Below are 25,198 nucleotides of genomic sequence, written 5' to 3' on the forward strand. Positions count from 1 at the left end.
CAACATGCCACGTTTAAAAATATACCACGGTATCCTGGCTTTAGGACTTATGGGAGGATTAACATCCTGCGATAAGGACTTCGAAGAGATCAATACCAATCCCAACGCAAGTACCGAAGCAAATGCGAACCTTCTGTTTTCGCAATCTCTGCTGCGCGGACAGTATGTGCAGGATCGCACTTATTTCTACACATCTTATCTGCTGGCCGGTAACTATGTTCAGCACTACTCTACCACCAAGGATGCAACGCAATCGGGTGTGGGTAACAAGTACGGTTATGATGATCGCTTTCATGGTGCCTACTTCAACACCATCTACACCAACGTACTGAACAACCTTACTGAGAGTATCAATGCTGCTAAGAAAGCAGGCCATGTAAATAAGGTATCCGCTGCACGCATCTATCGCGTGCTGCTGTTTCAGCGACTGACAGATATCTACGGAGATGTTCCTTACAAAGACGCGTTGAAAGGATTTCCGGAAAACAACTTCGTTCCAGCCTACGACCCTCAGTCTGAGATCTACGACAATCTGCTGAAGGAGCTCGACGAAGCCACTGCAGCTTTCAACCCTGCTGCAGGCAACCCAACTTTCGGAGATGCCGACTTCCTCTACAAAGGAAATGTTGATCAGTGGAAAAAACTCGGTTACTCCATCATGCTGCGCGTAGCTATGCGCCTTACCAAACGCGATGAGGCAAAGGCTAAAACCTGGGCACAGAAAGCCATTGCAGGTGGCGTAATTCAAAATGCAGTTGATAATGCCGTTATCAAATATCCGGGATCGGGTCAGGTATTCAACAACAACCCGGTTGCATATGAAATGATCGAGCAGGATTACAAATCCGGTTCTAATGGTAAGGACAATACAGAAGCAGGCAAGTACAGCAAAACTTTCATTGACTATCTGAAAAATGAAACCGACCCACGTCTGCCAGTGATGGCTGTAACTTACAGCGGATCTACAGCAGACAACAATCCTGCACTTGCAAAAGGATTGCCTAATGGAATAGGACCAGGTGCGGTTCCTGATCCACTCCCTACTTATTCAGAGCCTAACAAGGCTACCTTTCTCAGATTCGATGCACCATTTCTGCTGATGACCAATTCTGAAATGGCCTTCCTGCTGGCAGAAGCCGCGCTCCGTAACTGGACCAACGGCGCTACAGCAGCCGACTACTTCAAAAAAGGTATCGAGAATAACATGCGCAACTGGGCGCTCTTCGGAACTGCCGGAACTATTTCTGAGACAAACATCAACAATTACACAACTGCACATCCGCTCACAGGAACAACCGAAGAACAAATGGAAAAGATCCATACTCAGTTCTGGGTTGCGCTGCTGACCGATGAAATGGAATGTTATGCCAACTGGCGCAGAACTGGTTATCCAAAACTTACTCCAACCAATGCTCCGGGTAACGTTACCGGCGGTGTAATTCCACGCAGGTTTGTGTATCTCCAGTCTGAAGTAAGTAACAACAAAGCCAACTATCAGGCAGCTGTTGCTCGCCAGGGTGAAGATAATTTGTTAACCAGAATCTGGTGGGATAAACAATAACAATGAAAAAGCTATTCGTACTTCCGTTACTGCTGTGCTTTACATTAAAGGCTGCCGCAAGGCAGGAGGCTCCGGTGAATCCGGCCCTGATTCCTGTACCTGTGAAGGCGATTTATGGTCAAGGCTCAGTTTACATATCAAATCAAACACCGGTTACAGCAGCAGCTGAACTGAAGTACGAATCAGCTTTATTAAAAGCTTTCATACAGCAACAATCGGGCACTGATGCGCCTGGGTCTGATATCAAGGGTAAGCATATCAGATTGCTGACAGATACCCTTTTGGTGAAACATTCCGAAGAGTATCTGTTACATTCAACGCCACAAGGCATTACCATTACCGGTCACGATGGAGCCGGCATTCTGCACGGCATTCAAACACTGCGGCAGATCTGGATCAAAGAAGGAGGTAAACTGAAAGTGCCACTCGCAGAGATCCACGATCATCCCCGCTTCGGTTACAGAGGCATGCACCTCGATGTAAGCCGTCATTTCTTCAATGTAAGTTTCATAAAAAAATTCATCGACCTGCTGTCGATGTACAAGTACAACACTTTCCACTGGCATCTCACCGATGATCAGGGATGGCGTATCGAAATCAAAAAATATCCGAAACTCCAATCCGTAGCTGCATGGCGCGACGAAACAATGATCGGCCATAAACGCGAACTGCCTCACCGATTCGACGGAAAAAAATACGGAGGCTATTACACACAGGAACAGGTGAAAGAAGTGGTGAAGTATGCCACTGAGCGGCATATCACCGTTATTCCTGAAATTGAAATGCCGGGTCACGCACAAGCCGCACTGGCAGCGTATCCCAACCTGGGTTGCACCGGCGGTCCATATAAGACTGCCACCTTCGGTGGTGTATTTGACGATGTGTTCTGTGCAGGGAAAGACTCCACATTCACGTTCCTGCAGGATGTGCTCGACGAAGTGATACCCCTATTCCCTTCTCCATACATTCATATCGGCGGCGATGAATGTCCCAAGGTAAAATGGAAAGCATGCCCCAACTGTCAGCGAAGAATCAAAGAAGAAAAACTCGCCGACGAACACGAACTGCAAAGTTATTTCATCAAAAGAGCAGCCAGATACCTGCAAGGCAAAGGAAAGAAAGTGATGGGTTGGGATGAGATCCTTGAAGGTGGACTGGCAAAAGATGTAACCGTAATGAGCTGGCGCAGCACTGCAGGTGCAGTAGAAGCAGCCCGCCTCGGAAGCGACGCCATCATGACCTCCGAAGATGAATATTATTTCGATCACTATCAATCGCTTTATCCTTCCGAACCTGTAGCAGCAGGCGGATACACTCCACTCAAAGAAGTATATACGTATCAACCGCTGCCCGATTCGATCGATGCCAGCCTTCTTCCAAAGATCAAAGGCATACAGGGACAATTATGGAGCGAATATCTCTATACAGAAAAGCAAGCGGCGTACATGCTGCTGCCGCGCGCCATCGCACTGGCCGAAGTTGCCTGGAGCCCTGCCGGCAATCTGCAGTACGATCAGTTTCTCACGAGACTGCGCAAACACCCATCACAGCTGAAACGCATCGGATGGGAAATGACAAACAACTTCGACGAACTTACTTATTCGATACACGAATTACAACGGGGTAGTCTTTCTTTTCATCTTCATTCCAGTATCCGGGAAGCCGACATTCGTTACACGTCTGATGGCAGTTTACCTGCAAGGAGCAGCCGGGCTTATCGAGGCCAGGCAATAGCAGGTGGCAAATTTGGTGTAGTGAAGGCACGGCTTTTCCGGAACGGAATGGTTTTCGGAAGAACACTGGAAATACCCTTTCATATTCATAAGGCAACCGGTGCGGATATCACCGTTACCAATCTTCCTTCGGGAAAATATGGTGGCCCCGCTACCAAACTCGTGAACAGCATCTACGGTGTAAACCGCTACAACGACAATCAGTGGATAGGTTTCACCAAAGACTTCGAAGCCGTGATCGATCTCGGATCTGTGATGGAGATAAAAAAAGTAGGGGCCAATGTGCTCAACTACACCTGGCAGAGAATGAGGCCTCCGGTTACCCTCGATTACTATGTGTCTGATAACGGACAGGAATATACGAAAATTACCTCACTCACAGAATTCCCGGTAAATGGTATCAACCAGGCAAGGGCCACTGTGAATGTTACAGCAAGATATATCAAAGTCAAAGGCCAACATCCCGGTATCGTTCCTAAAGGCGGATACGGAGAAGGATCAACAGCAGTGATGATGATAGACGAACTGATTGTGGAATAACTAACATATAGCGTACAAGTTTTTAAAATCAAATCGAGTATGAACACTGCAGAAGAAAGATTTAAGCAATTGGGATTAGAATTGCCTCCTGCTCCTGAACCACTGGGCGTTTACAAGCCATTTGTAATTGATGGAAAATACCTTTATCTCAGCGGACATGGTCCGGTACAGAACGATGGTTCACTCATTATCGGCCGTATCGGAAAAGACATGGATGCCGATCAGGGCAAACTGTCTGCAAGGCAGGTAGGCCTTACCATGCTGAGCACCATCCAAACCCGTGTAGGTGGATTGAACAAAGTAAAACGCGTGATCAAGATCCTCGGAATGGTGAATGCCACTTTCGATTTCGAAAGGCATCCGCATGTGATCAACGGCTGCAGTGAACTTTTCGCGGCGGTATGGGGAGAAGAAAATGGTATCGGCGTTCGCAGCGCCATCGGCTTCGGATCGTTACCCGATAACATCCCCGTAGAAATAGAAGCGCTCTTTGAATTGTATTGATGAATGTTGTTATTTGATTGTTTTGTGCAGATGAGCTTTTGTGAAGAAGTGAAGAATACTTAGTTTTCCGGAAAATCTTGCATATGGAGAAGCCTGCCGGGAGTACTGTTCAGTTAGCAGCATTTGGAGAATTTCTGCTGCGTCTGCATAGTCACCAGGGAAAACGCTTTCAGCAAACGGATGGATACACGGCATACTATGCAGGAGCGGAAGCCAATGTATGTGTGCTGCTGTCGAGGCTCGGACTGAATGTAAACTATATCAGCCGCGTTCCCGACAACGACCTCGCTGCTGCCGGAATGCAGCAGCTGAGAAGTCATGGTGTAGGAACAAAGCATATGGTGTACGGAGGCGAGCGGCTGGGATTGTATTTCACCGAATCCGGCAACCATATCCGCAGCAGCCGCGTGATCTACGACCGAACAGGCACTTCGTTCACCGAACTGCAGCCCGGCACGATCGACTGGAAAACGGTGTTGCAGGATACAGCATGCTTTCACTGGTCTGGTGTTGCAGCAGCACTGTCGGCAAGCGCCGCAGATGTTTGCAAAGAAGCCCTGGAAGCCGCAGTGAGCATGGGTTTGACTATCTCCGGCGATTTCAACTACCGGAGCAAACTCTGGCAGTACGGAAAACAACCGAAAGAAGTGATGCCGGCATTGTTGCAACATAGCAAAGTGGCTGTAGCCGATCTCGATGCTGTGAACATTTACTACGGCATCGATACCGATAAGTCGCTTCCGCTCGAAGAAAGATTCAGGCAGACTGTTCCACAATTGCAAAAACATATGCCGCATCTGGAAACACTGGGCATGAGCTTCCGCAAAACCATTCAGCAGCAGACAGTATATTTTGCAGCGCTGGCTCACAAAGGAGAATACTATTTCTCCGAAGGCTACATGATCCCGCACGTAACCGATCAGATTGGAACGGGAGATGCCTTCACTGCCGGACTGCTTTATGCACTGACGCAGCAACTGCCGCCACAACAAATCATCAACTTCGCCACAGCCTGCGGCGCACTCAAACAGAGCATCGCCGGAGACTGGGCCATCATTAGCAAATCTGATATAGACGAATTTATTCAGACGGGCGTATCGGGAAGAATCATCCGGTAACTCGCTGAATAATCTTCAAAATAATTTCAACCTGCACCGATGGCAATATGCATCGTGTGCAGGTTGTTGCAATTGCTCCCTAAGCATTAAAAAAACAAGTTCATGTTCATCATAGACGGCCACCTCGACCTCAGCTGGAACGCCATGGAATGGAACCGCGATCTTACGCAGGACGTGTTCGCGATCCGTGAAAGAGAAAAACATCTCACCGATAAACCCGATCGCGGCAGAGGCACTGTTTCGTTGCCCGAATTGCGCAAAGGAAATATCGGATTGGTAGTGGCTACGCAGATCGCCAGATACGTTGCGCCCGATAATCCGCTCCCCGGCTGGCATTCACCGCATCAGGCATGGGCGCAGAGCCAGGGACAGCTGGCATGGTACAAAGCCATGGAAGCTGCCGGTGAAATGGTGATGATCCATAACAAAGCATCACTCGAACAACATATCAGGCTCTGGAATGATGGAGAAGACAACCACAAAAAACCTGTTGGATACATCCTGTCACTCGAAGGTGCAGACAGTCTCGTAACCATCGACAACCTGCATCAGGCATGGAATTACGGACTTCGTGCTATCGGCCCTGCACACTACGGCCCCGGCCGTTATGCCAACGGAACCGATGCAACCGGCCACCTCACTGAAAATGGCCGCGCCCTCATCAAAGAAATCGAAAAGCTCGGACTGGTACTCGATGCTACGCATCTCTGTGATGATGCATTCTGGGATGCCATGGAAATTTTCAACGGAAATGTGTGGGCCAGCCATAACCTCGTGCGTGCGCTCGTTGATCATAACCGCCAGTTCAGTGATGAGATGATCAAAGCGCTCATTCAAAAAGGTGCTGTGATCGGCGCTGCACTCGATGCCTGGATGATGGTTCCCAACTGGGTTCGCGGGCAATCCACTCCCCAAAGCATGAACTGCAATCTCGATGTAATGATCGATCATATCGACCATATCTGTCAGATCGCAGGCAATACTAATCACGTGATGATCGGCACCGATCTCGATGGCGGATTCGGAACAGAGCAATGCCCTTATGATCTCGAAACCATCGCCGATCTGCAAAAGCTTCCTGCCATGTTTGCTAAACGTGGATATACAGAAGACGACATCAAAAATATCATGCACGGCAATTTCCTCCGGTTTATGAGGAATGCGCTGCCGCAATAAGTTTTCGCTTTTCAACTAAAACCTCTGCAAGGTGCCAGTGACAGCCGCTAGATGTGAGCATGATGATGTCCGCCTTCGCGCAGTAATTTTTCCTGCTCGATATCGAGCTGCCCTTCAATTTTTCTGATGGCTTCATCTTCGAAAATATTCTGCATCCGGAGTTGAAAGAGTTTGTCGCGTTGTGTATTGAGGAGATCGAGGTAAATACTGTTGTACATGAGCATGGCATGTCTTTCTTTCTCGTTGCATTTGTCGCCTTCGAGAAAGTTCACGGTCAGTTGAAGATCGTTGGAGATCTGGTGATAGAGCGATTGCACCATTGGTTGTTCTTTCACCAGCTTGGCATACTGATCGTCCATATGCTGAACCGCCGCAGTAAGCAGATGCTGATGGATCTTCGCTTCTTCTTCCTGCTCCGTTCCTTCCTCTGCCATCTTATCAACGCCGAGCAAACGGATCACCCATGGAAGGGTAAGTCCCTGCACTACCAGCGTTATCAGAATTACAATGAAAGTGATGAAGAGAATGAGGTTGCGGAAAGGAAAAGGTTCGCCATTCTTCAGCAACAACGGAATCGATAAGGCAGAAGCCAGCGACACCACACCGCGCATGCCTGCCCATCCGATCACGAGCGGACCACGCCAGCCGGGATTGGAATCGTTGGTGCGGATATACCTGCTGATAAAAGTAGTGAATGCCGAAGTGCCCAGTGCCACCAGTATGCGTGTAACGATGATCACTAGCGAAATCACGATTCCATAGAAAATAGCTTCACCTTTTGAGTAGTCTCCGAGGCCGCGCATGATCTCCGGCATTTCGAGGCCGATCATCATAAATACCAGTCCATTCAAAATAAATGTAATGGTATTCCACATGGCATATCCTTGTAACCGGCTCTGGTGTGTGAATATCGCATGGCTGCGATAAGAGAGAAACAGTCCGCCACTCACCACGGCCATCACTCCGGAGAAATGTAAAGATTCTGCTGCGAGATACATCAGATACGGAGCGGCAAATGACAACGCGATATCGATACTGGTTGTAGTGGGCAACCATCGGTGCATGGCGTAGATGATCATGGCAATCGCCACACCAATCACCACTCCCATGATGGTTACGAGTACAAAATCAACGGCAGCCTGCTGAAAAACAAAACTGCCTGTGAGAATCGCAGCGAGTGCAAATCTGAAAACGATCAGCGAAGACGCATCGTTCACCAGGCTTTCGCCTTCGAGTATCTGTGTGTATGGTTTGGGAATCCGAACATCTTTCAGAACCGAGGTAGCGGCCACTGCATCGGGCGGAGAAATGATAGCGCCCAACAGAAAGCCCAGTGCCAGCGTAAATCCGGGGATCAGCGCCGACGATACAAATGCCACGATGGTACTTGTTAGCAACACCAGTCCGAATGCAAAAGTGGTGATCACCCTTCGCCATTTCCAGAAGGCTTTCCAGCTGGTGAACCAGGCTGCTTCATATAATAAAGGAGGAAGAAAAATAAGGAAGATCAGTTCCGGATCGATGGTCACAGAAGGCAATCCGGGAATGAAACTGATGGCCAGTCCACCCAGCACCAGAAAGATGGGATACGAGATGCGGAGCTTCTGACCGAGCATCACCAGCAGACTCACAACAAGCACAAGCGCTATACAAAGCAAAATGGAATAATGCATGCGGGGCAATAGTTTTCAGGAAGGAAATTAGGCATTGTTTTCCTTCCTGAAAAATTGCGCATGCCGAAACCCTGTATGGGGCTCAATTCCGGAAGTCAAATATTGAAAGAGCGATAGTGTGAAAACAGTTAGATAGCCAGTACCGCAACGCGGGCCGGCTCATATTTTTTCCAGACCATGTAGCAGGCGATCATGAGGGCGAGCATCACCAGCGGAATGATCACAAAAGCAATAGGTCCGCCAACAATAGCCCATGAAGCGGCCGCGCCGATAAAGCTGAAAGTGAATCCGGCGTAAGCCCATTCCCTGATCAGTTTGAATTTATTCTGAAGAACGGCCACTCCTCCCAATACTTTGAAAACTCCCAGTATGGCTTGCAGATAGAGGGGATAACCCAGCTGACGCATAGCGGCATTTCCGGCTTCGGTCATGGCCAGGCCAGACAGGCCGTCGGCGAGCATCAGTACAGAAAAGAAAATGGTGAGGGTCCAATACAAGGCTTTTGACGGTTTCATGCGGTTATATTTTACAGAGTGAAAGAATTGTTTACAGCAAAGTTGCTCCGGATTCTGGAAATTTCCGGGGTGTGTTCACGTCATTTTCCGGGGTTGATTGCGACAGTGGCACATCCTACTTTTATTGCATGAAAAACACTACGATACTTATCCCGAAAGGCGAAGTAAGCCTGTCACAGATCGAATCGATCACACAGATGTTCACTGCAGTGAACGAAGCGCTGAGCGAATCCGGCGCTGAGCCTGCATTTCAGCTGGAAATGGTGGCTTTCAAGCATGTGAATCATCTTTCCAATGGCATAACCCTCAATGTTGAAAAGCATATTTACGACCTCGAACAAACCGATCTCATCATCATTCCCGAAATGAAAGGTGATATCGAAACCATCCTCACAGAAAATAAAGAAGTGTTGGGATGGCTGATTGTTCAGCAATCGAAAGGGGTGGAAATTGCGGCATTGTCGAAAGGTACCATCATGCTCATCGGAGCGGGGTTACTGAAAAACAAACAATGCACCACCCACTGGATGATCGGCGAAGAACTGAAAAGGAAATTCCCCGAAACAAAACTCCAGCTTTTCAAAGTGCTCACCGATGAAGACGGACTCTACACCAGTGCCGGTGGATTCTCCTACCTCAACCTGCTGCTGTATCTGGTAGAGAAAAATACCAGCCGCGAAATGTCGCTCCTGATGTCGAAGATCTTTGAAGTGGATATCGACCGTAACAGTCAAAGCCCCTTCATTATTTTCAGAGGACTGAAACACCACGGTGATGAGCCCGTGAAACGTGCGCAGGAATACATCGAAGAGAATTACAGAGACAAACTCTCGGTAGATCAGCTGGCAGAAAAATTCCTCATCGGCAGAAGAAGTCTCGAAAGAAGATTCAAGAAAGCCACCGAAAATACCGTGATCGAATACATTCAGCGGGTAAAGATGGAAGAAGCGAGAAAAAGCCTCGAAGCCTCGCAGGATACCGTACATGAGATCATGGCAGAAGTTGGTTATTCAGATCCCAAAGCATTCCGCGAAGTGTTCAGAAAGATGGTGGGCATCAGTCCGGTTGAATACCGCGCCATGCTCAACCGCCAAATGACCGGCCTGCATACCGCACCTGCCGAAGAACAATAGCTGGCTGGTATAACTCATATCCCATCTGCGTTTCAGGCTATTGCTACCGAATCCGTGGAAAGCTGTAAATTTGGTTAAGGCTGATTTTCCAAAGCATTAACCCCCTTGCAATGCCTGAAACGATTACAGACAGAACTGTATTTTCCCTGCTGGAAGTGCAGCGAAGCATACAGAAAACGCTTACCGACCGGTACAGCAGTTCATTTTGGGTAAAAGCCGAGATGAACAAGCTGAACTATTACAAACAGTCGGGTCACTGCTATCCAGAGCTCGTGGAAAAGCAACAGGGAAAAGTGATCGCGCAGATGAAATCCGTTCTATGGCGCGAAGACTTCGTGCTCATCAACAAGAATTTTCTATCCTACCTCAACGAACCGTTGAAAGACGGCATCAAAATTCTCTTCCAGGCAAAACTGATGTACGATCCTGTACATGGAATGAGTATCCGCATACTCGATATCGACCCCAGTTACACGCTCGGAGATCTGGAAAAAGAGAAGATGGAATCCATCAGCCGCCTGATCAATGAAGGTATTTTCGATCAGAATAAATTGCTGCCCATTCCGCTGCTCCCACAACGTATCGCCGTAATTTCTGTGGAAAGCAGCAAGGGGTATGTAGATTTTACTGAAGTGCTCGATAACAATCCATGGCGCTATAAATTCTTTCATTACCTGTTCCCTTCGTTATTGCAGGGAGAGAAGGCCATCGATACCATCCGGTTTCAGCTGGCCCGGATCAAAAAAGTGATCGATCATTTCGATGTAGTGGCTATTGTACGTGGTGGTGGTGGCGATGTAGGACTCAGTGTGTACAATAATTATGAGCTGTCGCGCGCCATTGCATTATTTCCAATCCCTGTGATCACAGGCATCGGCCATGCCACCAACGAAACCGTTACAGAGATGGTGGCACATGCGAATGCTATCACTCCCACCAAGATTGCGGAGTTTCTGATTCAGCGTTTCCATAATTTTTCTGTTCCTGTAATGCAGGCTACGGAAAAGGTCACCGATCGCGCAAAACGCATGGTGCTCGACGAAAGAAATAAACTGAGATCCGAAGTGAAGCTCTTCAGATCGGTAACAGCAACCGTAACATTGGAGCACCGCAATCACCTCAACAATGCCGGTGGCCTGCTGAAGCAGCAGGCAAAGTATTTGCTGAAAGTATATCGTGATGAACTTGCACAGGTGCAGCTTCCCGAAGCAACAACTGCCTTTCTGAAAGATCAAAACAACACACTGCTTCAGCTGGAGAAAAATGTGGAGAACATGAGTCCCGAAAAAGTGTTGCAGCGTGGTTTCAGCATCACAATGAAAAATGGCGAAGTGATCAAAGATGCCGCACAGGTGCAGGAAGGCGATGTGCTGGAAACCAGACTTGCCAACGGCGTAATCCGCAGTACAACCTTATCCGATAATAAAAAATGATGAATATGGAATCGACATTGGACTATACACAGGCATTTGAAGAATTGCAGCAAATTGTGAGCGACATAGAACAGGGAGAGATAACAGTGGATGAACTCAGCGATAAAGTTAAACGCGCAGCAGAATTGATCCGTATCTGCCGAAACCGGCTAACCACTACCGAAGAAGATGTGAACAAGATCATCAAAGAACTCGATGCTGCCGGCCGCGATCCTTTTCACGAAGATTAACCGAACATCTTTAAACATATTGCCCGTAACGAAACCGTTGCGGGCTTTTTGTTTCAAGGCTTCACCATGCCACTTCTTACTGCATAGAGCACCAAACCCACGCGGGTACTTACTTTCAGCTTCCTGAAAACAGATTCGCGATAACCGTCCACCGTTCTTTCGCTCACGCCCAGTTCATCTGCGATCTGCTGATAACTTTTTTCGCTGCATGCCTGCCGGATGAAAACCATTTCGCGTTCGGTGAGTTTTTCGATGGCGGGTTGTTTGCTGTTATCGATCAGTTCTCCCACAGCCTGCCTCACCAAACCCGAAACAGCCTCATTGAAATAGAAGCCGCGTTTGGTTACTTCTCCGAAAGCAAGTTTCAGTTCGGCAGGGTCTGCATCTTTGAGGATGTATCCCCGCGCACCATGGCGGATCATTCTGATGATGGCGTGTTCACTGTCCATAGTGCTCAGCGCAAGTATGCTAACATACGGATGATGCATGCGAAGCCAGTCGGCCGTTGCATAACCATCCATCACCGGCATGGAAATATCCAGCAGCACAATATTGGGAAGTTTGGGAGGTTGAAGCTGATGGATGAAATCCTGCCCATTGGCGGCATCGAGCATTACCCGGTATCCGGGGAACATATTGATGAGTGCGGATAATCCTTTGCGGAACATCGTATGATCGTCCACGATGGCTATATGACAGATATCAGGCATGATGAATTTTTATTACGAGGCGTGTACCCTCTCCAACTTTGCTTAGAATAGTTGCTTCGCCGCCAATCAGACTAACCCGGTTGAGAATGTTTTTGAGACCGAGGCCGGAATGCCCTTGCAGCGCGGCTTCTGTGTCGAACCCTGTTCCGTTGTCGAGAATCTGGATACGCGTTTCGTCCGCTTCATTCTCTATGTTCACCTGCAAAGAACTGGCAGCAGAGTGTTTGAGAATATTCTGCAATCCCTCCTGCACCACACGAAACACCATCAGTTTATGCTGATCTTTCAGATGGCTTTCTTCTCCTGCAATGATCAGCTCGGCTGCGATGGCGCCGCTCTTGTTGATGCGGTGTATCTCTTCGCGAACGCTTTCGATCCAGTTGAAATGCAGCGCACGATCCTGATTAAGGCTCTTGGCGATCTCCCGCAATTCGGTCAGCGCCTTGCCCACATTCTCTTTGATGGATGCCACCATTTCAGGATGCTGCAATTGCTGCTGCTGCAGAATGTTCAGCTCAATTTTAGCGAGACTGAGAATCTGGCCAACATTGTCGTGGATCTCCTGACTGATGAAATGGAAAGTCTGTTGCTGAATTTCCAGCTTGGTTTGAAGCAGTTGTTTTTCATACTGCTCCTGGATGCGTAGCTTTTCTTTCGCCATCTGTTTTCGACGGTTGGTATGATGCATTACCATCACCAGGAAAAGGATTGCCAGAAAAAGAAGCACTACAACCACGGCAATGATCACAATGGTAATCTGGTCAACGGGACGCGGCATAAGTAAAATCCATAACAGTAACTGGTATATAAAATGATGTTAGCCGTTGGAATAATGGCACAATACAAACTCTTCTGATGGATCTCCAGATCGAAGTACCGGATATACGGCTGCAACCCAAGCAACACAAGCGTTACAAGAGAGAACAGCAGATTGCCGGCATTGATCCAGAAATAAGGATGTTTGAATAAAGAGCCGGTTACATTATCCGATGCAGAAAGCCTGAACAATATGAGACAACTGAAAACTATAGTGAGTAACATCAACAGCAATAGACTCCAGCTGTTGAACCTCCGGAACCCTTCGCCCCAAATGAAATTGATAAGAATAAAGGTCATGCACAGCACACCAATAGCTCTGAAAATGAGGAGAGCGGTTCCGGAGAGGTCCAACATCCGCTGAAACAGATACAGCCACAAAGGCGGCGACAACAGCAGATAGAAATTATACACGAAATAATTGTTGGGCCAGTTGAAGACCTTGTAGTTTGTTCCAATAATTTCAATCACCACAATGAGTACGATCAACGGCAGAAATGCCGCGATATACCATTGCTTCAGTCCTTTGAAATAACAGATCGCAAAAACAAGACTGATCAGTTGCGCATATTGGAACAGTTTCAGGTACATGCAATAATCTTATGGTTCAACACCTCCCAACTCATACACAGTAGGCTTGGTCTGCATATCAGCCGGACCGGCTTTATGATTTCTCATCGCCAGATTCAGTGGGCTGGGTTGATTTTTTACAGAAGGCACCACAAAAATGCTGATGCGGTTTTCTCTGAATGGCCAGTTGGCGGGATCTTCTCCCACTCTTTTCAGAAAAGCCTGATCTACATAACCGGGATATACGCGAAAACCAATATTGCTGGCGGGTTCACCGGGAAATGCTTTGAGCATGCGTTGCATCCACTCTATCATTCTTTCGCCATCGAAAGTAACGTTGGTAGTTATTTTGCGTTGCATTACTTCGAGCGTTACTTTTCCTTTGGGATCCAGCACAAATCCGTGCTCGGCCATTATCTGATTGTACAGTTCAATGCAGGGGCGGGCATCGTCGAGCGGCACTTCACGACCGGTGAATTGTGGTCCGTTATCAGCAGCGGCGCCTGTGAGTACAGAAGATTTTTTGTTGTTGAGACTGCGGGAAGCATCCGCAGCAAGCTGTTTTGTTTTGCAGGAGATAAATAGAAAAAAGGTAAGAGCTGCGAAGATGCAGCGCAGGTGGCTTTGATTCATGGCATTATGATTTTTCGTTATGAAAGATAGCAGAATAAGATGGTCTGATCATCATACTCCACTGATTTCCTTGTGAATAAACATGATAGATTCCCAAATATGCATTAGTTTATTCACCTGAAATGGCAACTGGTTAAAATACCCCTGCAAAAAGGGGAGAATCACGGGGAGGTGATACGGGAAAAACACCCAAGCATAAATCCGGGTGTTGTGATAACAGATTAAAGGATGATGATGTTAGTCTTCGGGAGAATAATCAATCAGCTTCACATATCCTTTGCTGAAGAAAAGAGCTGCCTGATTGAGATTGGTGGTTGGTAAAACTTTGATCAGGAACTCTGCTACCGGAACTCTTTTGATTTGGCTGATAGAATATTCCTTATCGAAGGAATAGAACCTGATCACTTTGTGAGAGTAGAGCGCAAAAGTATCGGTAGAGAGAAATGTTGCCTGCGTGAATTCCCCGCTCGGTATTTGAGCTCTGTAGGTAAGCCCCTTAGGTCCCGTGGTATAGAGTATGGCATTATCATCACATACTGCTATTGCATGTTTGTTGTTATCTAAAATGCCGGATAAGACGAGGGAAAGCACTGTGTCGGAAAGCTCTTCGTCGATACAGGTATAGTCCGGTAAAATAGTGGTTATGCCTTCGCCGTATGCGTAGAAATTTTTTCCGTCCGAGATAAGGTCTGATTCAATCAGTAAAGTCGTATTTATTTTTGCGAGATCGGCTTTCAGGGAAATTGTATTCAATAGTTGAAACTGGTTGTTGTAGGTATGCAACACAGGTGCTACATCATCCTGCACACAACAAATTTGCCCTTCGCCGTTCAAGCAAAACTTTGCAAAGACGCCGAGGTTTCTTGTAAAAGCTACAGAAAAATCGAGGTTAAAAATATTGTCGGGAATGAAACCAACTCCACTTAATTCTTCTCCTCCCTGACTATGAAGTAAAATGCGTTGATTGGGAGATGGGTCCTGAATAAATCTGTAGGGATTCCAGGGCGCCTTTTTGAGCGGCCAGGTATAATATTCAATATCTCCCTCCCAGTTTCCGCGTGCGAATTTCAGCGTAGCATTTCGTACTCCTACGGCAACAAATTGCTGACGAAACCACAACACATCCTGCCATTCAACATCGGTAGTTAGTTTAAATGAATCTACGATTTTGGCAGGTACTGGTTTGGCATGTTGGGTAACATACCTGACCGAATCGCTGCTCAGCAGTTTGTCTTCCGGCAAAAACTCTTTCAATCTGTAAAGGCCGTGAAGATCGTTGCGCTCCGCTTTGCTGTGAATTACCTCGCAGGCAACATCGAATATGCCTTCCCGGCAACCGGCAGTTTTTTCCTGTTTGTTCAGTTTTGACAGCACATTCAGAAATGCAGACTCGTTATGGATTTGAAGATAGTTGCGTTGCACAAACTGAACATCTCTCAGCAGCTGATCAGGATGCTCTTTTAGTCCAATCTGAAAATATACATGGAGGCATTCTTCTTCTTTTGCTTTTCTGTCCCATCCTTTCAAAAGCATATCGCGCGCTTCATCGGGTCTTTTCATTTTGTCGTACATCACTCTGGAAGCCTCTATGTAATTGTTGCTGCTCAATTGATCGTTGACGAATCTGCAATAAGCACTGTTAGCTTTTTCCGGCTGATTGATCTTTGCATAGAGATCACCTGCTGCTTCATATTTTCCGGTTTCTTCGTAGAGTTCAATGGCATCGAAATAGAGTCCTCCTTCTGCAAAACAGCTTGCTGCCGCAGACAGGTTTTTCAGATGGTCTTTATACAATGCGGCGGCTTCCCGATACATCCCTCCTTGTTTGAGTACATTAGCAGCAGCATTGAAATCTCCGAGCAGATGTGCATAGATGTAAGCCGCTTTTTTGAAATCTTTAGTAGCAATTGCGTTGTTTGCAGCCTGCAGGTATTTATCTCTCAGCGAATGAAAATTGTTGCTGATATCCCATACGTTGGAGGTTTGTCCTCCCATAAGTGAACCCAGATTGAAACTGGTAGATCTTCTGGTAAGTGTATTGGATTGAGCATGCGTTCCTCTGTTCTGGTAAAACGCATTGAGCGGAAGTGCATATTGAAGCGCTTCTTCCTGGTTTTTATCGAACAGCTTCATCAATCGTTCAATTTCCTTTTCTCTCTTACCGTTCATTACCTTCAGACTTTTTCCCAGGTTTTCGAGTAACTTATCTAACCAGTGAGGAGGAGCTTGGGGATCGGGTAATCTTCCGGGCTGACCCGCGGCGACAGCATATTGTGCCAGAGAGTTTCTGAATGCCATCAACAGTTTGAACAACGCTTTTACAAACTGATACTTGAGAAAATCAATTGCTTTCTTAAAGATATTTCGATTGTTCTCTTCCTTTTTGATTTCAGAAAGCGGCTTCTGACCAATTTCGTCCTGGATCTGTTGAAAAAGCTCCTGTACGTTTGGCTGATAAACATGAATATGGGTAAATGGAACCGGTTCTGCATTGCCCGGATGTGCAAAGCTCCAGTCTGCTTCTGTAAGTATGTCGAAAGAAAATAATGAAGAAAGTTCTATCTGATCTTTGAGTTCAAAGCCGGTGAATCCGAATGTAGGATGAAGTACCTGTCTGTGCCAGATCAACATTGTTCGAAGTTCTTGTTCACTTACAACAGGGTAGAGTTCAGTATTTGCCGGAATGAATAGTTTTTGATGGATTGCAATGCAGGGCTCCAGCAATGGAAGTTCTTTTGCCCTGTGCGGATGGAGGAAAATCACCAGCATCGCTGTTGGCCGATTGGTTCCGGCTTCAGCAATGAGATAACATTCAAGCGAAGCAGGATCGAGTTCCCATGAACTGATTTCTTTCAGCCACGCAACCATGTCTGAACCTCTCAGCAATGCTCCGGCAATATCGTTGCTGGTTTTGTTACTGCTTCTTAGTTGTAGTTTCATGGTGCTCCAGTATATGTTGAATAAAGGGGTCGATGTAATTTTTGTAGAACCAAACCGGATCAACGGTTTCTGTGCCCTCCGCAAAAAAATACGCATTACCTGAAAATCTGCCGTCCGACGACCAGCAGGCAGTATTGAAACCACTTACATAGGTGATAGTTACTTCGGCAAGTTGCGGGTTACTGCTGATGAGATGTATAAACCCTTTCGGATCGATCACTACCTTGCTGCCATCTTTCCAGTAGCGGACGCTGCCAATGCTTTTCTTGTTGTTGCCAAACCGCGGTTGCGTGCCTGATTCAACTGCCAGTAGCGCCGATGGCGTAACCTCCGTTTGATTCTGCCAGAAGCGTATCCGGGGGACACTTTCAGATGCCTGCAAAGTATTGTTTCCAAATACAAGTCTCAGTACAGGATCTATAAAAATGTTCTTTGTTTTGAACATCACGGAATAAGCTGCAGTAGTAAGTTTCAGAATTTCTGCAGGTTGCGAATTGAACCTCAGTGTGTTCTTATCATAATACCGCGCTTCTGCTATTCCTCGGGGCTTTACTCCTTCCTGACTAACTTCCATGTTTTGAGGATTGAGCCAGAATACTGTATGAGCCGTTCGGATATAGAACTGGTATTTGTTTGCAAGCACCGCGTGTGCATCAGGCATTTCATCGCTTAGGTTTTTTTCTATAAGCTGATAATCTAACAGGTGCACAGAATATAGTTTCAAAAACCGGTCTTTCTTTTTGCATACCAGCACATGCACTGTATTCCCTTCGTGAACGATAGCACATTCTCCTGCATGCACCTGCGATATCAGTTCAACGCAGCCACTTGATTCTTTCCTGATCAGCAACACATGGCCGAATGAATTAACAGCAATTAGCCCAACGTCCGGAACAAACAACTGTCTCAGCGTTTTCCCTTTCAGGTTTTTCGGAAAGAGCAATGGTTTGGGGCGTTGGCTGTAAAACAATGGAAGGCCGCCAGCAGTATTTTCTGACTTCAGACTTTTTGCTTTTTCAGGACTTTTCAGAATATCAGCCAGGTCTAACTTTGCCCCTCCCAGTTTTTTTGTTTTACCGAGAATGCTTTCCCTGAATTCGATTTCTCCGGAACGGCTAACTGTAATGATGTAATTGAGCGATTCTTTCACCTTGCTGAAATGCAGCATGAATGCCGCATTAGTCCAGGATTGCTGATCGGTTATGAAAACTATTTCAGTTTCTCCTTTCCTTGTGATGCTTTCAATAATCTGTTGCAAGGATGCTCCGCAATGCAGTGCATGATGCAGTTTGGACATTGCTGAAGCAACACCACTCATTGTATGAAGATTCGCTTCAGCGCTGCTTTCGCCTTCCAGCATATAAGCCGAGACAATATCAGGCCCTTTGCAATGATGTGCAAATGCAAGCGCAGATGCTATTGCATACAATCTCGGAATGCCCCACATTTTGAGGGTAACATCGATCAGTATGATGCGGTTGTGGGTAGGCTTATCTGGTGGTTCTTCTCTTCTGAAATACAATGCCTCTCCATTTACAAGCCTTGCCATGAGCGTAACATCATCGTGTGCCAGTTCGGAAAGCAATAGCTTGTCGTAACTTCCTTTGTTGGTGATATCCGAAATGCCACCCAGCGGAAGCTGTCCCGATCCATGTACATGCATAGGCACATTGATCACGGGGATCAGTCTTTCTGCAAGTCTTGAAAGTGCGGACAGTTCAGGGTTCTCTGCCAGTTGCTGCAACAGTGGCAACGCGGAAATTTCGGGAAGGCTGATATCCGCAGCTGCAGGCTGTTCCGCCAATCCTGTTCGCAGCAGTTGCTCCAGCATTGGAGTAGTGGGCGTTCTACGCAGGGCCTCATGAAAATAGTTGAAATGCCATCTTGTATCGAGGAAAGAAACCGGAGCTCCTGAGTTTACAATCACCTTCTGCCATCTTCCGCTGCGAAGCATATCCTTCGCCATAGCAAATGAAACAGGAACTTTACTGCTTAATGTGGCTTTCTTGAAAATATGATGGAGTAACAGCTTTCTGCCATTGCCTGTATGAAGGTCTTTGGGAAGATTGCTGATCAGATCATAAAATCTGGTCAGTACCTGAGGCATGTCGTTGGCCTGTCCTCCAAAATTTTTTGCGATGGATTCGATTACGCCGAATTCATTTGCACCCAGACTGCCTTTGCAGGCGTCGATTGTCAGCAGTATCGCACTTAAAGGAGGAGCTTCATTGCCAGAGAATTCATCGAGCAATTGCTCAAGCTCCATTTTATAGCAAATGGTTTTGCCGGTGGTCCATTCGATCACATCCCCATCCCATTGCCAGAAATAGTTTTGGAGCGATTGAAAATACTGTATGCAGTTTTGAACGTCTGTATTCATGGTTGGGTTATTGAAGAAAGCCTGATAGCGCTTCTTCTTGCCGGTACGAAACTGGATTTTGAAATGCTTTGCCAGCGCTGGTTTTCATCAGCCAGCAAATACGAATTGTTGCTGCTGTTATGCATTGCTGTCAAAAAACCAACAGCCATCATAATCTCAGGTTCATATCCATTTGGTATCAGCAAAGAGTCGATGGCCCAGAATTCTTTGCCGGGCAATGAAGGCAGCGGCGATCCCATAATCAAAACCTGCTGTTGATCAGAAACGGCAAATACCAAATTGTTCAATCTGATCTGCGAGGCCGTTTCGCCGTATTGTTTCCAGACCTCGAGCGACGTAAGCAATGCAACACTTTCTCTGATGCGCGGCGAAGGAATGAGTTTGATGGTGGTAACCGTATCCAATGTTCCAGGGAGCAAAGAAACAGGCAATTCAACAGCAAGGAATTTGTTGAGGCGTATCCAGTTTAGCTCCGGCACTTTGCCAATTGGAGTAATCTGCCCTTTTCTGAACAGATAACCCTGAGCATCGGCATAAAATGAATGAAGAACCGGAAGCTGCTGCAGAGCGGTATCCTGATAGTCGGAATCTGTTATTCCTCTGATCCATATGGAATGATCGTCTTCAGCCGCCATCAGCTTATCGATGCAGCGCACCAGGGCCAATACGGTTTTGTCTTTGCCGGCTATTTGCAGAATAATTTCCTTCATACAATTGCTTACCCAAATTGAATGATCTTTTTCCAGAGGGCATCGATCGGATCCTGCACGTAGGAACGCTGGGTATGATTGCTGATCCATTCGCAGCGCCCGTTCAGAAAACGCAGCCTGTCTTTTATGATGGTTCTTTCAGTGAGAGGGATGCTGGCATCCTCCCATTTCTCTGCCATCAGCATTACTTCTTTGTAAATATCATCTGCGTTTGGCACTGCGTGTACAGATGCACGCGGATGCTGATCGGGATGGTTATTGTCTTTTTGCACTACCGTATTTACGATGCCTGCAATCAGCTCCTGCTGTTCTTCCGTATCCCAGATGTACTGCATCACCCACATATCCGATGGAATGGCTACAGTTCTTTTACAGATCAATGCACTTGCGGCAATCAGTCTTTGCAACTTCACTGCTCTCCGGTCACTGATGGGAATTCCGGCATTGCGCAACATTTCGATCAGATTGATGTAAGATTCCCGGATAGGCATCAGATCTATCTGGCCGATCATGGTTTGAATCTGAAGTATAGCGTCGATGGAAATTTCCGGCTTGTTGAGCAATGCTTTCTGTTCGAGCTTCCATCCGGCATCGAGTACATCGTTGAGTAATGCGGGATCAACATAGTCGCAGCGAACTCTGATGAGAAAACGGTCGAACAACGCCTGGAGCGCTTCGTCCTCGGGCAGATGGTTGCTGGCGCCGACAGTCATCACTACAGGCAGTGCACGGTTTTCGCGGCCGCGGCGGAATATTCTCTCGTTGAGCACCATCAGCAAACTGTTGAGGATGGCGCTGTTGGCATTCAGCAATTCATCCAGAAAAATCAGGTGGGCTTCGGGCAGCATGCCTTCTGTGTTGGTGACGAGATCGCCATCACGGAGTTTGCGGATATCGAAGGGACCAAAGATTTCGTTTGGCTCGGTGAAACGGGTAAGGAGGTATTCGAAACTTTTTCCATTGATTAAAGTGCTCAGCTCACGTACCATGGCGCTTTTGGCTGTTCCGGGAGGGCCAAGCAAAAAAAGATTTTCCCTTCCTGCAAGGCAAATGCCCATGAGGTCGATGATTTCGTCTTTGCCAACAAATTTTTCTTTGAGGTGCTGAAGTATCTGTTTCAGCTGATCGATCTGCTGCCAGTTGTTCTGGGGTTCGGAGGACATTATACTGTTTTTAAATCTTCAAATTCCGGCCAGAAAATATGGGTGTATTCTCCGGTGGTTTCTGTTATGTATTGTTTGATGTGGGGTGAGCTGGCCCGCCATTTGTCTTTTTGTGCTATGATTCTGTCGATATACAATTGTTGCAATGCCGGATGTGAAAACAGCATAGTGTCGTCCGGAACAGTTTCCAGTTCGATACCAACCGAAGAGAGCGGCCATTGCACAGCCATTTGTTTCAGTTGCGTTACCAGTATGTCCGCAGGAGCCAGACCAAAAGCCAGATCCAGCAATGCAGGGAGATGATTGAAAACAAGATCTGCTGAAAAATGATCTTCCGGCGAAGCAGGAGAAAAAGCCTGCAGGTACTCCAGCAACGCCTCATTTTTTACATCCCTCAAAATAACCAACTGAACTGCCGAATAAAAATAAGCGGCTGCCTTTACTGCAACATCAGGCATAAATGCCGGAACCGTACCCGGACAGTCCAGTGCAATTTGCCTGTAATAATTTTCCAGCAGAGCAACTGTATCGCGTTTGTCTTCTTCCTCAAAAGAAATAAGACTACCGGCAACGGATACCCTCCCTGTATTGATCAATTCGTTCGTAAAACCCGACAGAAACATTATGTAATTATAAATAAAATCCCGACATTTTCGGTCAAGGGTTTTTTTACCGAACTTAGTATTACTAAACCCTTAAAAAAACACACCAATCTTATCTCCAACATTTCTCTATGGGCATTTTTGATTTTTTTTCAAGAAAGAAGAAGCAGGAAACCGGGCAGCCAGCATCACTGACAAAATCACCCAGGGATGATTATGACGAAGATGATGACTGGGACGACGAAGAAGACAAAAATGAACTCCCCTACGATCCTGACTACCTCATGGAAAAAGTGGAAGTAATCCCCGGACTCGCCATGCCCCGCGCCTTTGCCGATCACTGGCCCGCATTATCCCAAACCAGAAAAGAAACCATCTCCATAACGGCCACCCCTTCAGAAAACCTGCGTATCGAAGAAAGCACATTCGGCCACTATCCCAGAATTCCTGTTGGATTCGATTATCCGAAAGACTCCGATGGACAGTTCATGTATCCACTTGCTCAGCTCAATATGAGAGAGCTGCCGCCGATGCACGGATACCCAAGAACAGGATACCTCCAATTTTACATAGCCGCCAACGATACTTACGGCCTCAATTTCGGCGAGAAGCCCGACGATTTCAAAGTAGTGTTTTTTGAAGAACAGGAAGTTGAAGAATTTGTTACCGATTTTACTTTCCTCCACCAAACGATGATCAACAATGAAAGCCCGGTTAATAAACCACTTTCATTGCGTTTTGCTCTGGAAGAAGAATACATAGGCATGGGAACTGTTGAAACAAAAGCCATTTGCGGCATTTCAATGGAATCGATCGCCGCTGAGTACGACAACGACCTGGAGTCTGATCTCATGCAATTTGCCTTCGATAATTTCTGCTGTGAAGGACATAAGATCGGCGGTTTCGCCTATTTTACTCAAACAGATCCCCGCGAGTACAGAGAAGCGTTCCGGGATTACGTGTTGCTGCTTCAGATAGATTCCGATAAAAATATTATGTGGGGAGATGTTGGTGTTGGCAACTTCTTCATACATCCCGATGATCTCGCTAAAAAAGATTTCTCCAAAGTAATGTACAACTGGGACTGCAGCTAGGCAGGTCTGTCTGCAAAGTTCTTTTATTTTACAAGTTCTTTAAATGCGTGCAAATCAACCTGCGCCTGCATTATCTGTTTCTTGATTTCGGTAACCTGCTTTTGCAGTTGTGCCCGCTTGTTGAGAATATGTTGTTTCTGTTGCATCAGGTTTCCGTAGGAAGCTCTGATCTCCTGCTCTACCTGCAATTTCAATTTATCTGCCTCTTCGATAATATTCAGAAAAGAACGATTGAGCAGATTGTTGTCGGGATGATACACAAACTGCGATGCCATCTGCCGCTGCCAGGAAAACAATGCCTGTTCATACTTCGGTCCGATACCCTGCACTTTGATGCCCGATAGTTTTGAGATATCGGAAGCATTGTAGATCCCTGCATTTTGCAAAGTTTGCCTGCGGGCTGCGCCAACGCCGGCAATGGCGTGATCTTTCAGCAGAAACTGTTGCAGAAACCCATGCAGTTGCTGGTTGTAATGTCTTTCTTCTTCCGTTCTTTTCTTCAGCTGAATATCTTTCGGGATTGTTGTGTACTTGCTCACCAACTGCGCTATTCTCTTTCCCTGCTGTGCATAATTTTCAGCGTCCTGCGGGCTGCGATACAATGCCACTGCCTGTTGCAGTTGCTGATTGAGCTGCTGATATCGGTCTTTTCTTTTCTTCAGTTCTTTGTCGATGGCGTGTTTCCAGGGCATCACCAGAAAAAGGATGGCAGACACAACAATGCCGGTTACCCCGGCTGCAACACTGAAACAGAATAACAGGGCGCTGATAACAAGCAGCACCACCGTGGCAATATGCTGGTACTTTCTGAACTGTTTGTATTGTCCGCTTAGCGGAGAAGGTTTGAACGATTGTTGCGGAGGGGATGATAAATCCAGTTCCGGAATAAACAACGGATCAATTCTGAATCCCTGCACAAACCTGTCAAAGTCTTTGCTGATGCTGGCTTCAGCCGCTGAGCCATCGTCGAGGAAATAAAGAATATTGCGCTGGCTTTTGAACTGACACCACGGGCAGGAGGCGAGCTGTTTCGGATAGCTGTGCAACTTGCTTCTGTTGCAGGTGGTCATCTGCTGCAGCAGTTGTCTGGTTTCTTTGATCCACTCTGCAGGAAGCGGCCGTTTGTCGGTTGTCTCGAAGCTGAGATGGAATAATTGAATCAACCCATCGGGGAGGCTGCGGATTTCAAAACTGTCTTTCGGCGGAGTAAGCAGTTTCTGGTTGCTGCGGATCGAGTAGGCAAACAGTTTTCTTTGAATGGCTGCTTCTTCGCTGATATCTTCATTGGTATGATTGATGCCTGCAAAAGGATGGCGTCCGAGAAAGAGTAACTGAAAAATCAGGATAGACATCGAAAAAGAATCCGTGGACGTGGTTCTTTCCACATTCTCAAAAGAGTGTAATTGCAACAGTTCCGGAGGGGTGTATCGGGGAACACCAACCTCGCAATAGTAGGTGGTGTTTGCGTCGGAGAGTTGAAATGAATCGCAATCGATGAATGCCACCATACCCTGATTGTTCACCAGCAGGTTCCCTTCGTTCACATCTCCCACTACCAGGCCGGCCGCATGAAGAGAATGAAAAGCCGATGCGATATTTCCTGCCACATGCACCAGAAAATTATAGCCTTTGTCCGGAAAAATTTTCTTGCGATCCATCGGACTGAAGAGCATGTGTAGCGGCACATAGCTATCGAGCTTTTTCATTACAAAGCCGCAGGGTTTTCCACGTTTATCCGTTACCAGATCGATGGGCCAGGCGGCGTAAGTCTGCAATGCATCTGAAGATCGTTGCACCATCAGCTCCAGCTTGCGTGCTTTGGTTGCAGTGAGTGGTTCGGAATAAATCTTCAACACTTGTCCGGGATGATCTTTCAGCTCATACACTTCTCCTTCGCCTCCTTTGCCGAGGAGGCGGGACGTGATGTATTGATCTTTCCTTCCGGAAAACTGCTGATGGATCAT

General features: G+C 46.8%; 21 protein-coding genes. 9 read left to right on the plus strand and 12 right to left on the minus strand.

Translation table 11 applies throughout. The features are described from left to right. Positions 1-4: 4 nt before the first annotated feature. The 5 genes from HHL16_RS04270 (at position 5) to HHL16_RS04290 (ending at position 6,632) form a co-directional block, all read left to right on the plus strand. Entirely contained in the window at positions 5-1,561 is a 1,557-nt protein-coding gene (locus HHL16_RS04270) for a SusD/RagB family nutrient-binding outer membrane lipoprotein (RefSeq protein ID WP_169423897.1), read from the plus strand. Between the two features lie 2 nt (positions 1,562-1,563). After that, a complete protein-coding gene (locus HHL16_RS04275; protein ID WP_169423898.1) occupies positions 1,564-3,834 on the plus strand; it encodes a family 20 glycosylhydrolase in 2,271 nt (756 codons plus the stop codon). Positions 3,835-3,873: 39 nt separating this feature from the next. Then, positions 3,874-4,338, plus strand: a complete 465-nt coding sequence (locus HHL16_RS04280) for a RidA family protein (RefSeq protein WP_169423899.1) — start codon at positions 3,874-3,876, stop codon at positions 4,336-4,338. Positions 4,339-4,421: 83 nt separating this feature from the next. Next, a complete protein-coding gene (locus HHL16_RS04285) occupies positions 4,422-5,456 on the plus strand; it encodes a sugar kinase (RefSeq protein ID WP_169423900.1) in 1,035 nt (344 codons plus the stop codon). A 102-nt stretch (positions 5,457-5,558) separates the two neighbouring features. After that, a complete protein-coding gene (locus HHL16_RS04290) occupies positions 5,559-6,632 on the plus strand; it encodes a membrane dipeptidase (RefSeq protein WP_169423901.1) in 1,074 nt (357 codons plus the stop codon). A 47-nt stretch (positions 6,633-6,679) separates the two neighbouring features. Here the strand turns inward: HHL16_RS04290 and HHL16_RS04295 are convergent, their stop codons facing one another. Next, on the minus strand, positions 6,680-8,305 hold the full coding sequence (locus HHL16_RS04295) for a Na+/H+ antiporter (RefSeq protein ID WP_169423902.1): 1,626 nt from the start codon (positions 8,303-8,305) through the stop codon (positions 6,680-6,682). Between the two features lie 128 nt (positions 8,306-8,433). Continuing rightward, the gene (locus tag HHL16_RS04300) at positions 8,434-8,820 is read right to left on the minus strand and encodes a DoxX family protein (RefSeq protein ID WP_169423903.1); all 387 of its coding nucleotides are present in this window, start codon (positions 8,818-8,820) and stop codon (positions 8,434-8,436) included. A 128-nt stretch (positions 8,821-8,948) separates the two neighbouring features. On the opposite strand from HHL16_RS04300, the gene HHL16_RS04305 reads away from it, so the two are divergent. From HHL16_RS04305 to xseB, 3 genes are all read left to right on the plus strand, one after another. Then, positions 8,949-9,953 (plus strand): helix-turn-helix domain-containing protein, encoded by a 1,005-nt coding sequence (locus HHL16_RS04305; protein ID WP_169423904.1) that lies wholly within the window; start codon positions 8,949-8,951, stop codon positions 9,951-9,953. Positions 9,954-10,063: 110 nt separating this feature from the next. Continuing rightward, the gene (gene xseA / locus HHL16_RS04310; RefSeq protein ID WP_169423905.1) at positions 10,064-11,386 is read left to right on the plus strand and encodes an exodeoxyribonuclease VII large subunit; all 1,323 of its coding nucleotides are present in this window, start codon (positions 10,064-10,066) and stop codon (positions 11,384-11,386) included. Positions 11,387-11,391: 5 nt separating this feature from the next. Further along, on the plus strand, positions 11,392-11,616 hold the full coding sequence (gene xseB, locus HHL16_RS04315) for an exodeoxyribonuclease VII small subunit (protein WP_169423906.1): 225 nt from the start codon (positions 11,392-11,394) through the stop codon (positions 11,614-11,616). A gap of 53 nt (positions 11,617-11,669) precedes the next feature. Here the strand turns inward: xseB and HHL16_RS04320 are convergent, their stop codons facing one another. From HHL16_RS04320 to HHL16_RS04360, 9 genes are all read right to left on the minus strand, one after another. Beyond that, complete coding sequence (locus HHL16_RS04320) at positions 11,670-12,326, minus strand: response regulator transcription factor (protein ID WP_169423907.1); 657 nt, start codon at positions 12,324-12,326, stop codon at positions 11,670-11,672. Further along, positions 12,319-13,104, minus strand: coding sequence for an ATP-binding protein (locus HHL16_RS04325; RefSeq protein WP_169423908.1), 786 nt, complete (start codon positions 13,102-13,104; stop codon positions 12,319-12,321). Before HHL16_RS04325 ends, HHL16_RS04320 begins: the two co-directional genes overlap by 8 nt. After that, positions 13,071-13,733, minus strand: coding sequence for a hypothetical protein (locus tag HHL16_RS04330; protein WP_169423909.1), 663 nt, complete (start codon positions 13,731-13,733; stop codon positions 13,071-13,073). Before HHL16_RS04330 ends, HHL16_RS04325 begins: the two co-directional genes overlap by 34 nt. A 9-nt stretch (positions 13,734-13,742) precedes the next feature. After that, entirely contained in the window at positions 13,743-14,345 is a 603-nt protein-coding gene (locus HHL16_RS04335; protein ID WP_169423910.1) for a hypothetical protein, read from the minus strand. 237 nt (positions 14,346-14,582) lie between these two features. Beyond that, positions 14,583-17,285 (minus strand): hypothetical protein, encoded by a 2,703-nt coding sequence (locus HHL16_RS04340; protein WP_169423911.1) that lies wholly within the window; start codon positions 17,283-17,285, stop codon positions 14,583-14,585. Then, entirely contained in the window at positions 17,260-19,665 is a 2,406-nt protein-coding gene (locus HHL16_RS04345; protein ID WP_169423912.1) for a hypothetical protein, read from the minus strand. Before HHL16_RS04345 ends, HHL16_RS04340 begins: the two co-directional genes overlap by 26 nt. Further along, positions 19,662-20,375 (minus strand): hypothetical protein, encoded by a 714-nt coding sequence (locus HHL16_RS04350; RefSeq protein WP_169423913.1) that lies wholly within the window; start codon positions 20,373-20,375, stop codon positions 19,662-19,664. The genes HHL16_RS04345 and HHL16_RS04350 overlap by 4 nt, the downstream gene beginning before the upstream one ends. A gap of 8 nt (positions 20,376-20,383) precedes the next feature. After that, positions 20,384-21,538, minus strand: coding sequence for an AAA family ATPase (locus HHL16_RS04355; protein WP_169423914.1), 1,155 nt, complete (start codon positions 21,536-21,538; stop codon positions 20,384-20,386). Continuing rightward, positions 21,538-22,161, minus strand: coding sequence for a hypothetical protein (locus HHL16_RS04360; protein WP_169423915.1), 624 nt, complete (start codon positions 22,159-22,161; stop codon positions 21,538-21,540). Before HHL16_RS04360 ends, HHL16_RS04355 begins: the two co-directional genes overlap by 1 nt. A gap of 110 nt (positions 22,162-22,271) precedes the next feature. On the opposite strand from HHL16_RS04360, the gene HHL16_RS04365 reads away from it, so the two are divergent. Further along, on the plus strand, positions 22,272-23,234 hold the full coding sequence (locus HHL16_RS04365) for a DUF1963 domain-containing protein (protein ID WP_169423916.1): 963 nt from the start codon (positions 22,272-22,274) through the stop codon (positions 23,232-23,234). Positions 23,235-23,257: 23 nt separating this feature from the next. Here the strand turns inward: HHL16_RS04365 and HHL16_RS04370 are convergent, their stop codons facing one another. After that, positions 23,258-25,198: a protein kinase gene (locus HHL16_RS04370; RefSeq protein WP_169423917.1), complete on the minus strand. Its 1,941-nt coding sequence runs from the start codon at positions 25,196-25,198 to the stop codon at positions 23,258-23,260.

The organism is Pseudoflavitalea sp. G-6-1-2, from assembly GCF_012927185.1.
In the GTDB taxonomy this organism is placed as follows: Bacteria; Bacteroidota; Bacteroidia; order Chitinophagales; family Chitinophagaceae; genus Pseudobacter.

Coding starts and splice junctions, on each gene's coding strand:
- xseB (WP_169423906.1), top strand. CDS start 11,392: ATGGAATCGACATTGGACTATACACAGGCATTTGAAGAATTGCAGCAA.
- HHL16_RS04345 (WP_169423912.1), bottom strand. CDS start 19,665: ATGAATACAGACGTTCAAAACTGCATACAGTATTTTCAATCGCTCCAA.
- HHL16_RS04285 (WP_169423900.1), top strand. CDS start 4,422: ATGGAGAAGCCTGCCGGGAGTACTGTTCAGTTAGCAGCATTTGGAGAA.
- HHL16_RS04290 (WP_169423901.1), top strand. CDS start 5,559: ATGTTCATCATAGACGGCCACCTCGACCTCAGCTGGAACGCCATGGAA.
- HHL16_RS04305 (WP_169423904.1), top strand. CDS start 8,949: ATGAAAAACACTACGATACTTATCCCGAAAGGCGAAGTAAGCCTGTCA.
- HHL16_RS04320 (WP_169423907.1), bottom strand. CDS start 12,326: ATGCCTGATATCTGTCATATAGCCATCGTGGACGATCATACGATGTTC.
- HHL16_RS04365 (WP_169423916.1), top strand. CDS start 22,272: ATGGGCATTTTTGATTTTTTTTCAAGAAAGAAGAAGCAGGAAACCGGG.
- xseA (WP_169423905.1), top strand. CDS start 10,064: ATGCCTGAAACGATTACAGACAGAACTGTATTTTCCCTGCTGGAAGTG.
- HHL16_RS04325 (WP_169423908.1), bottom strand. CDS start 13,104: ATGCCGCGTCCCGTTGACCAGATTACCATTGTGATCATTGCCGTGGTT.
- HHL16_RS04270 (WP_169423897.1), top strand. CDS start 5: ATGCCACGTTTAAAAATATACCACGGTATCCTGGCTTTAGGACTTATG.
- HHL16_RS04350 (WP_169423913.1), bottom strand. CDS start 20,375: ATGAAGGAAATTATTCTGCAAATAGCCGGCAAAGACAAAACCGTATTG.
- HHL16_RS04335 (WP_169423910.1), bottom strand. CDS start 14,345: ATGAATCAAAGCCACCTGCGCTGCATCTTCGCAGCTCTTACCTTTTTT.
- HHL16_RS04300 (WP_169423903.1), bottom strand. CDS start 8,820: ATGAAACCGTCAAAAGCCTTGTATTGGACCCTCACCATTTTCTTTTCT.
- HHL16_RS04275 (WP_169423898.1), top strand. CDS start 1,564: ATGAAAAAGCTATTCGTACTTCCGTTACTGCTGTGCTTTACATTAAAG.
- HHL16_RS04280 (WP_169423899.1), top strand. CDS start 3,874: ATGAACACTGCAGAAGAAAGATTTAAGCAATTGGGATTAGAATTGCCT.
- HHL16_RS04340 (WP_169423911.1), bottom strand. CDS start 17,285: ATGAAACTACAACTAAGAAGCAGTAACAAAACCAGCAACGATATTGCC.
- HHL16_RS04330 (WP_169423909.1), bottom strand. CDS start 13,733: ATGTACCTGAAACTGTTCCAATATGCGCAACTGATCAGTCTTGTTTTT.
- HHL16_RS04295 (WP_169423902.1), bottom strand. CDS start 8,305: ATGCATTATTCCATTTTGCTTTGTATAGCGCTTGTGCTTGTTGTGAGT.
- HHL16_RS04360 (WP_169423915.1), bottom strand. CDS start 22,161: ATGTTTCTGTCGGGTTTTACGAACGAATTGATCAATACAGGGAGGGTA.
- HHL16_RS04355 (WP_169423914.1), bottom strand. CDS start 21,538: ATGTCCTCCGAACCCCAGAACAACTGGCAGCAGATCGATCAGCTGAAA.
- HHL16_RS04370 (WP_169423917.1), bottom strand. CDS start 25,198: ATGATCCATCAGCAGTTTTCCGGAAGGAAAGATCAATACATCACGTCC.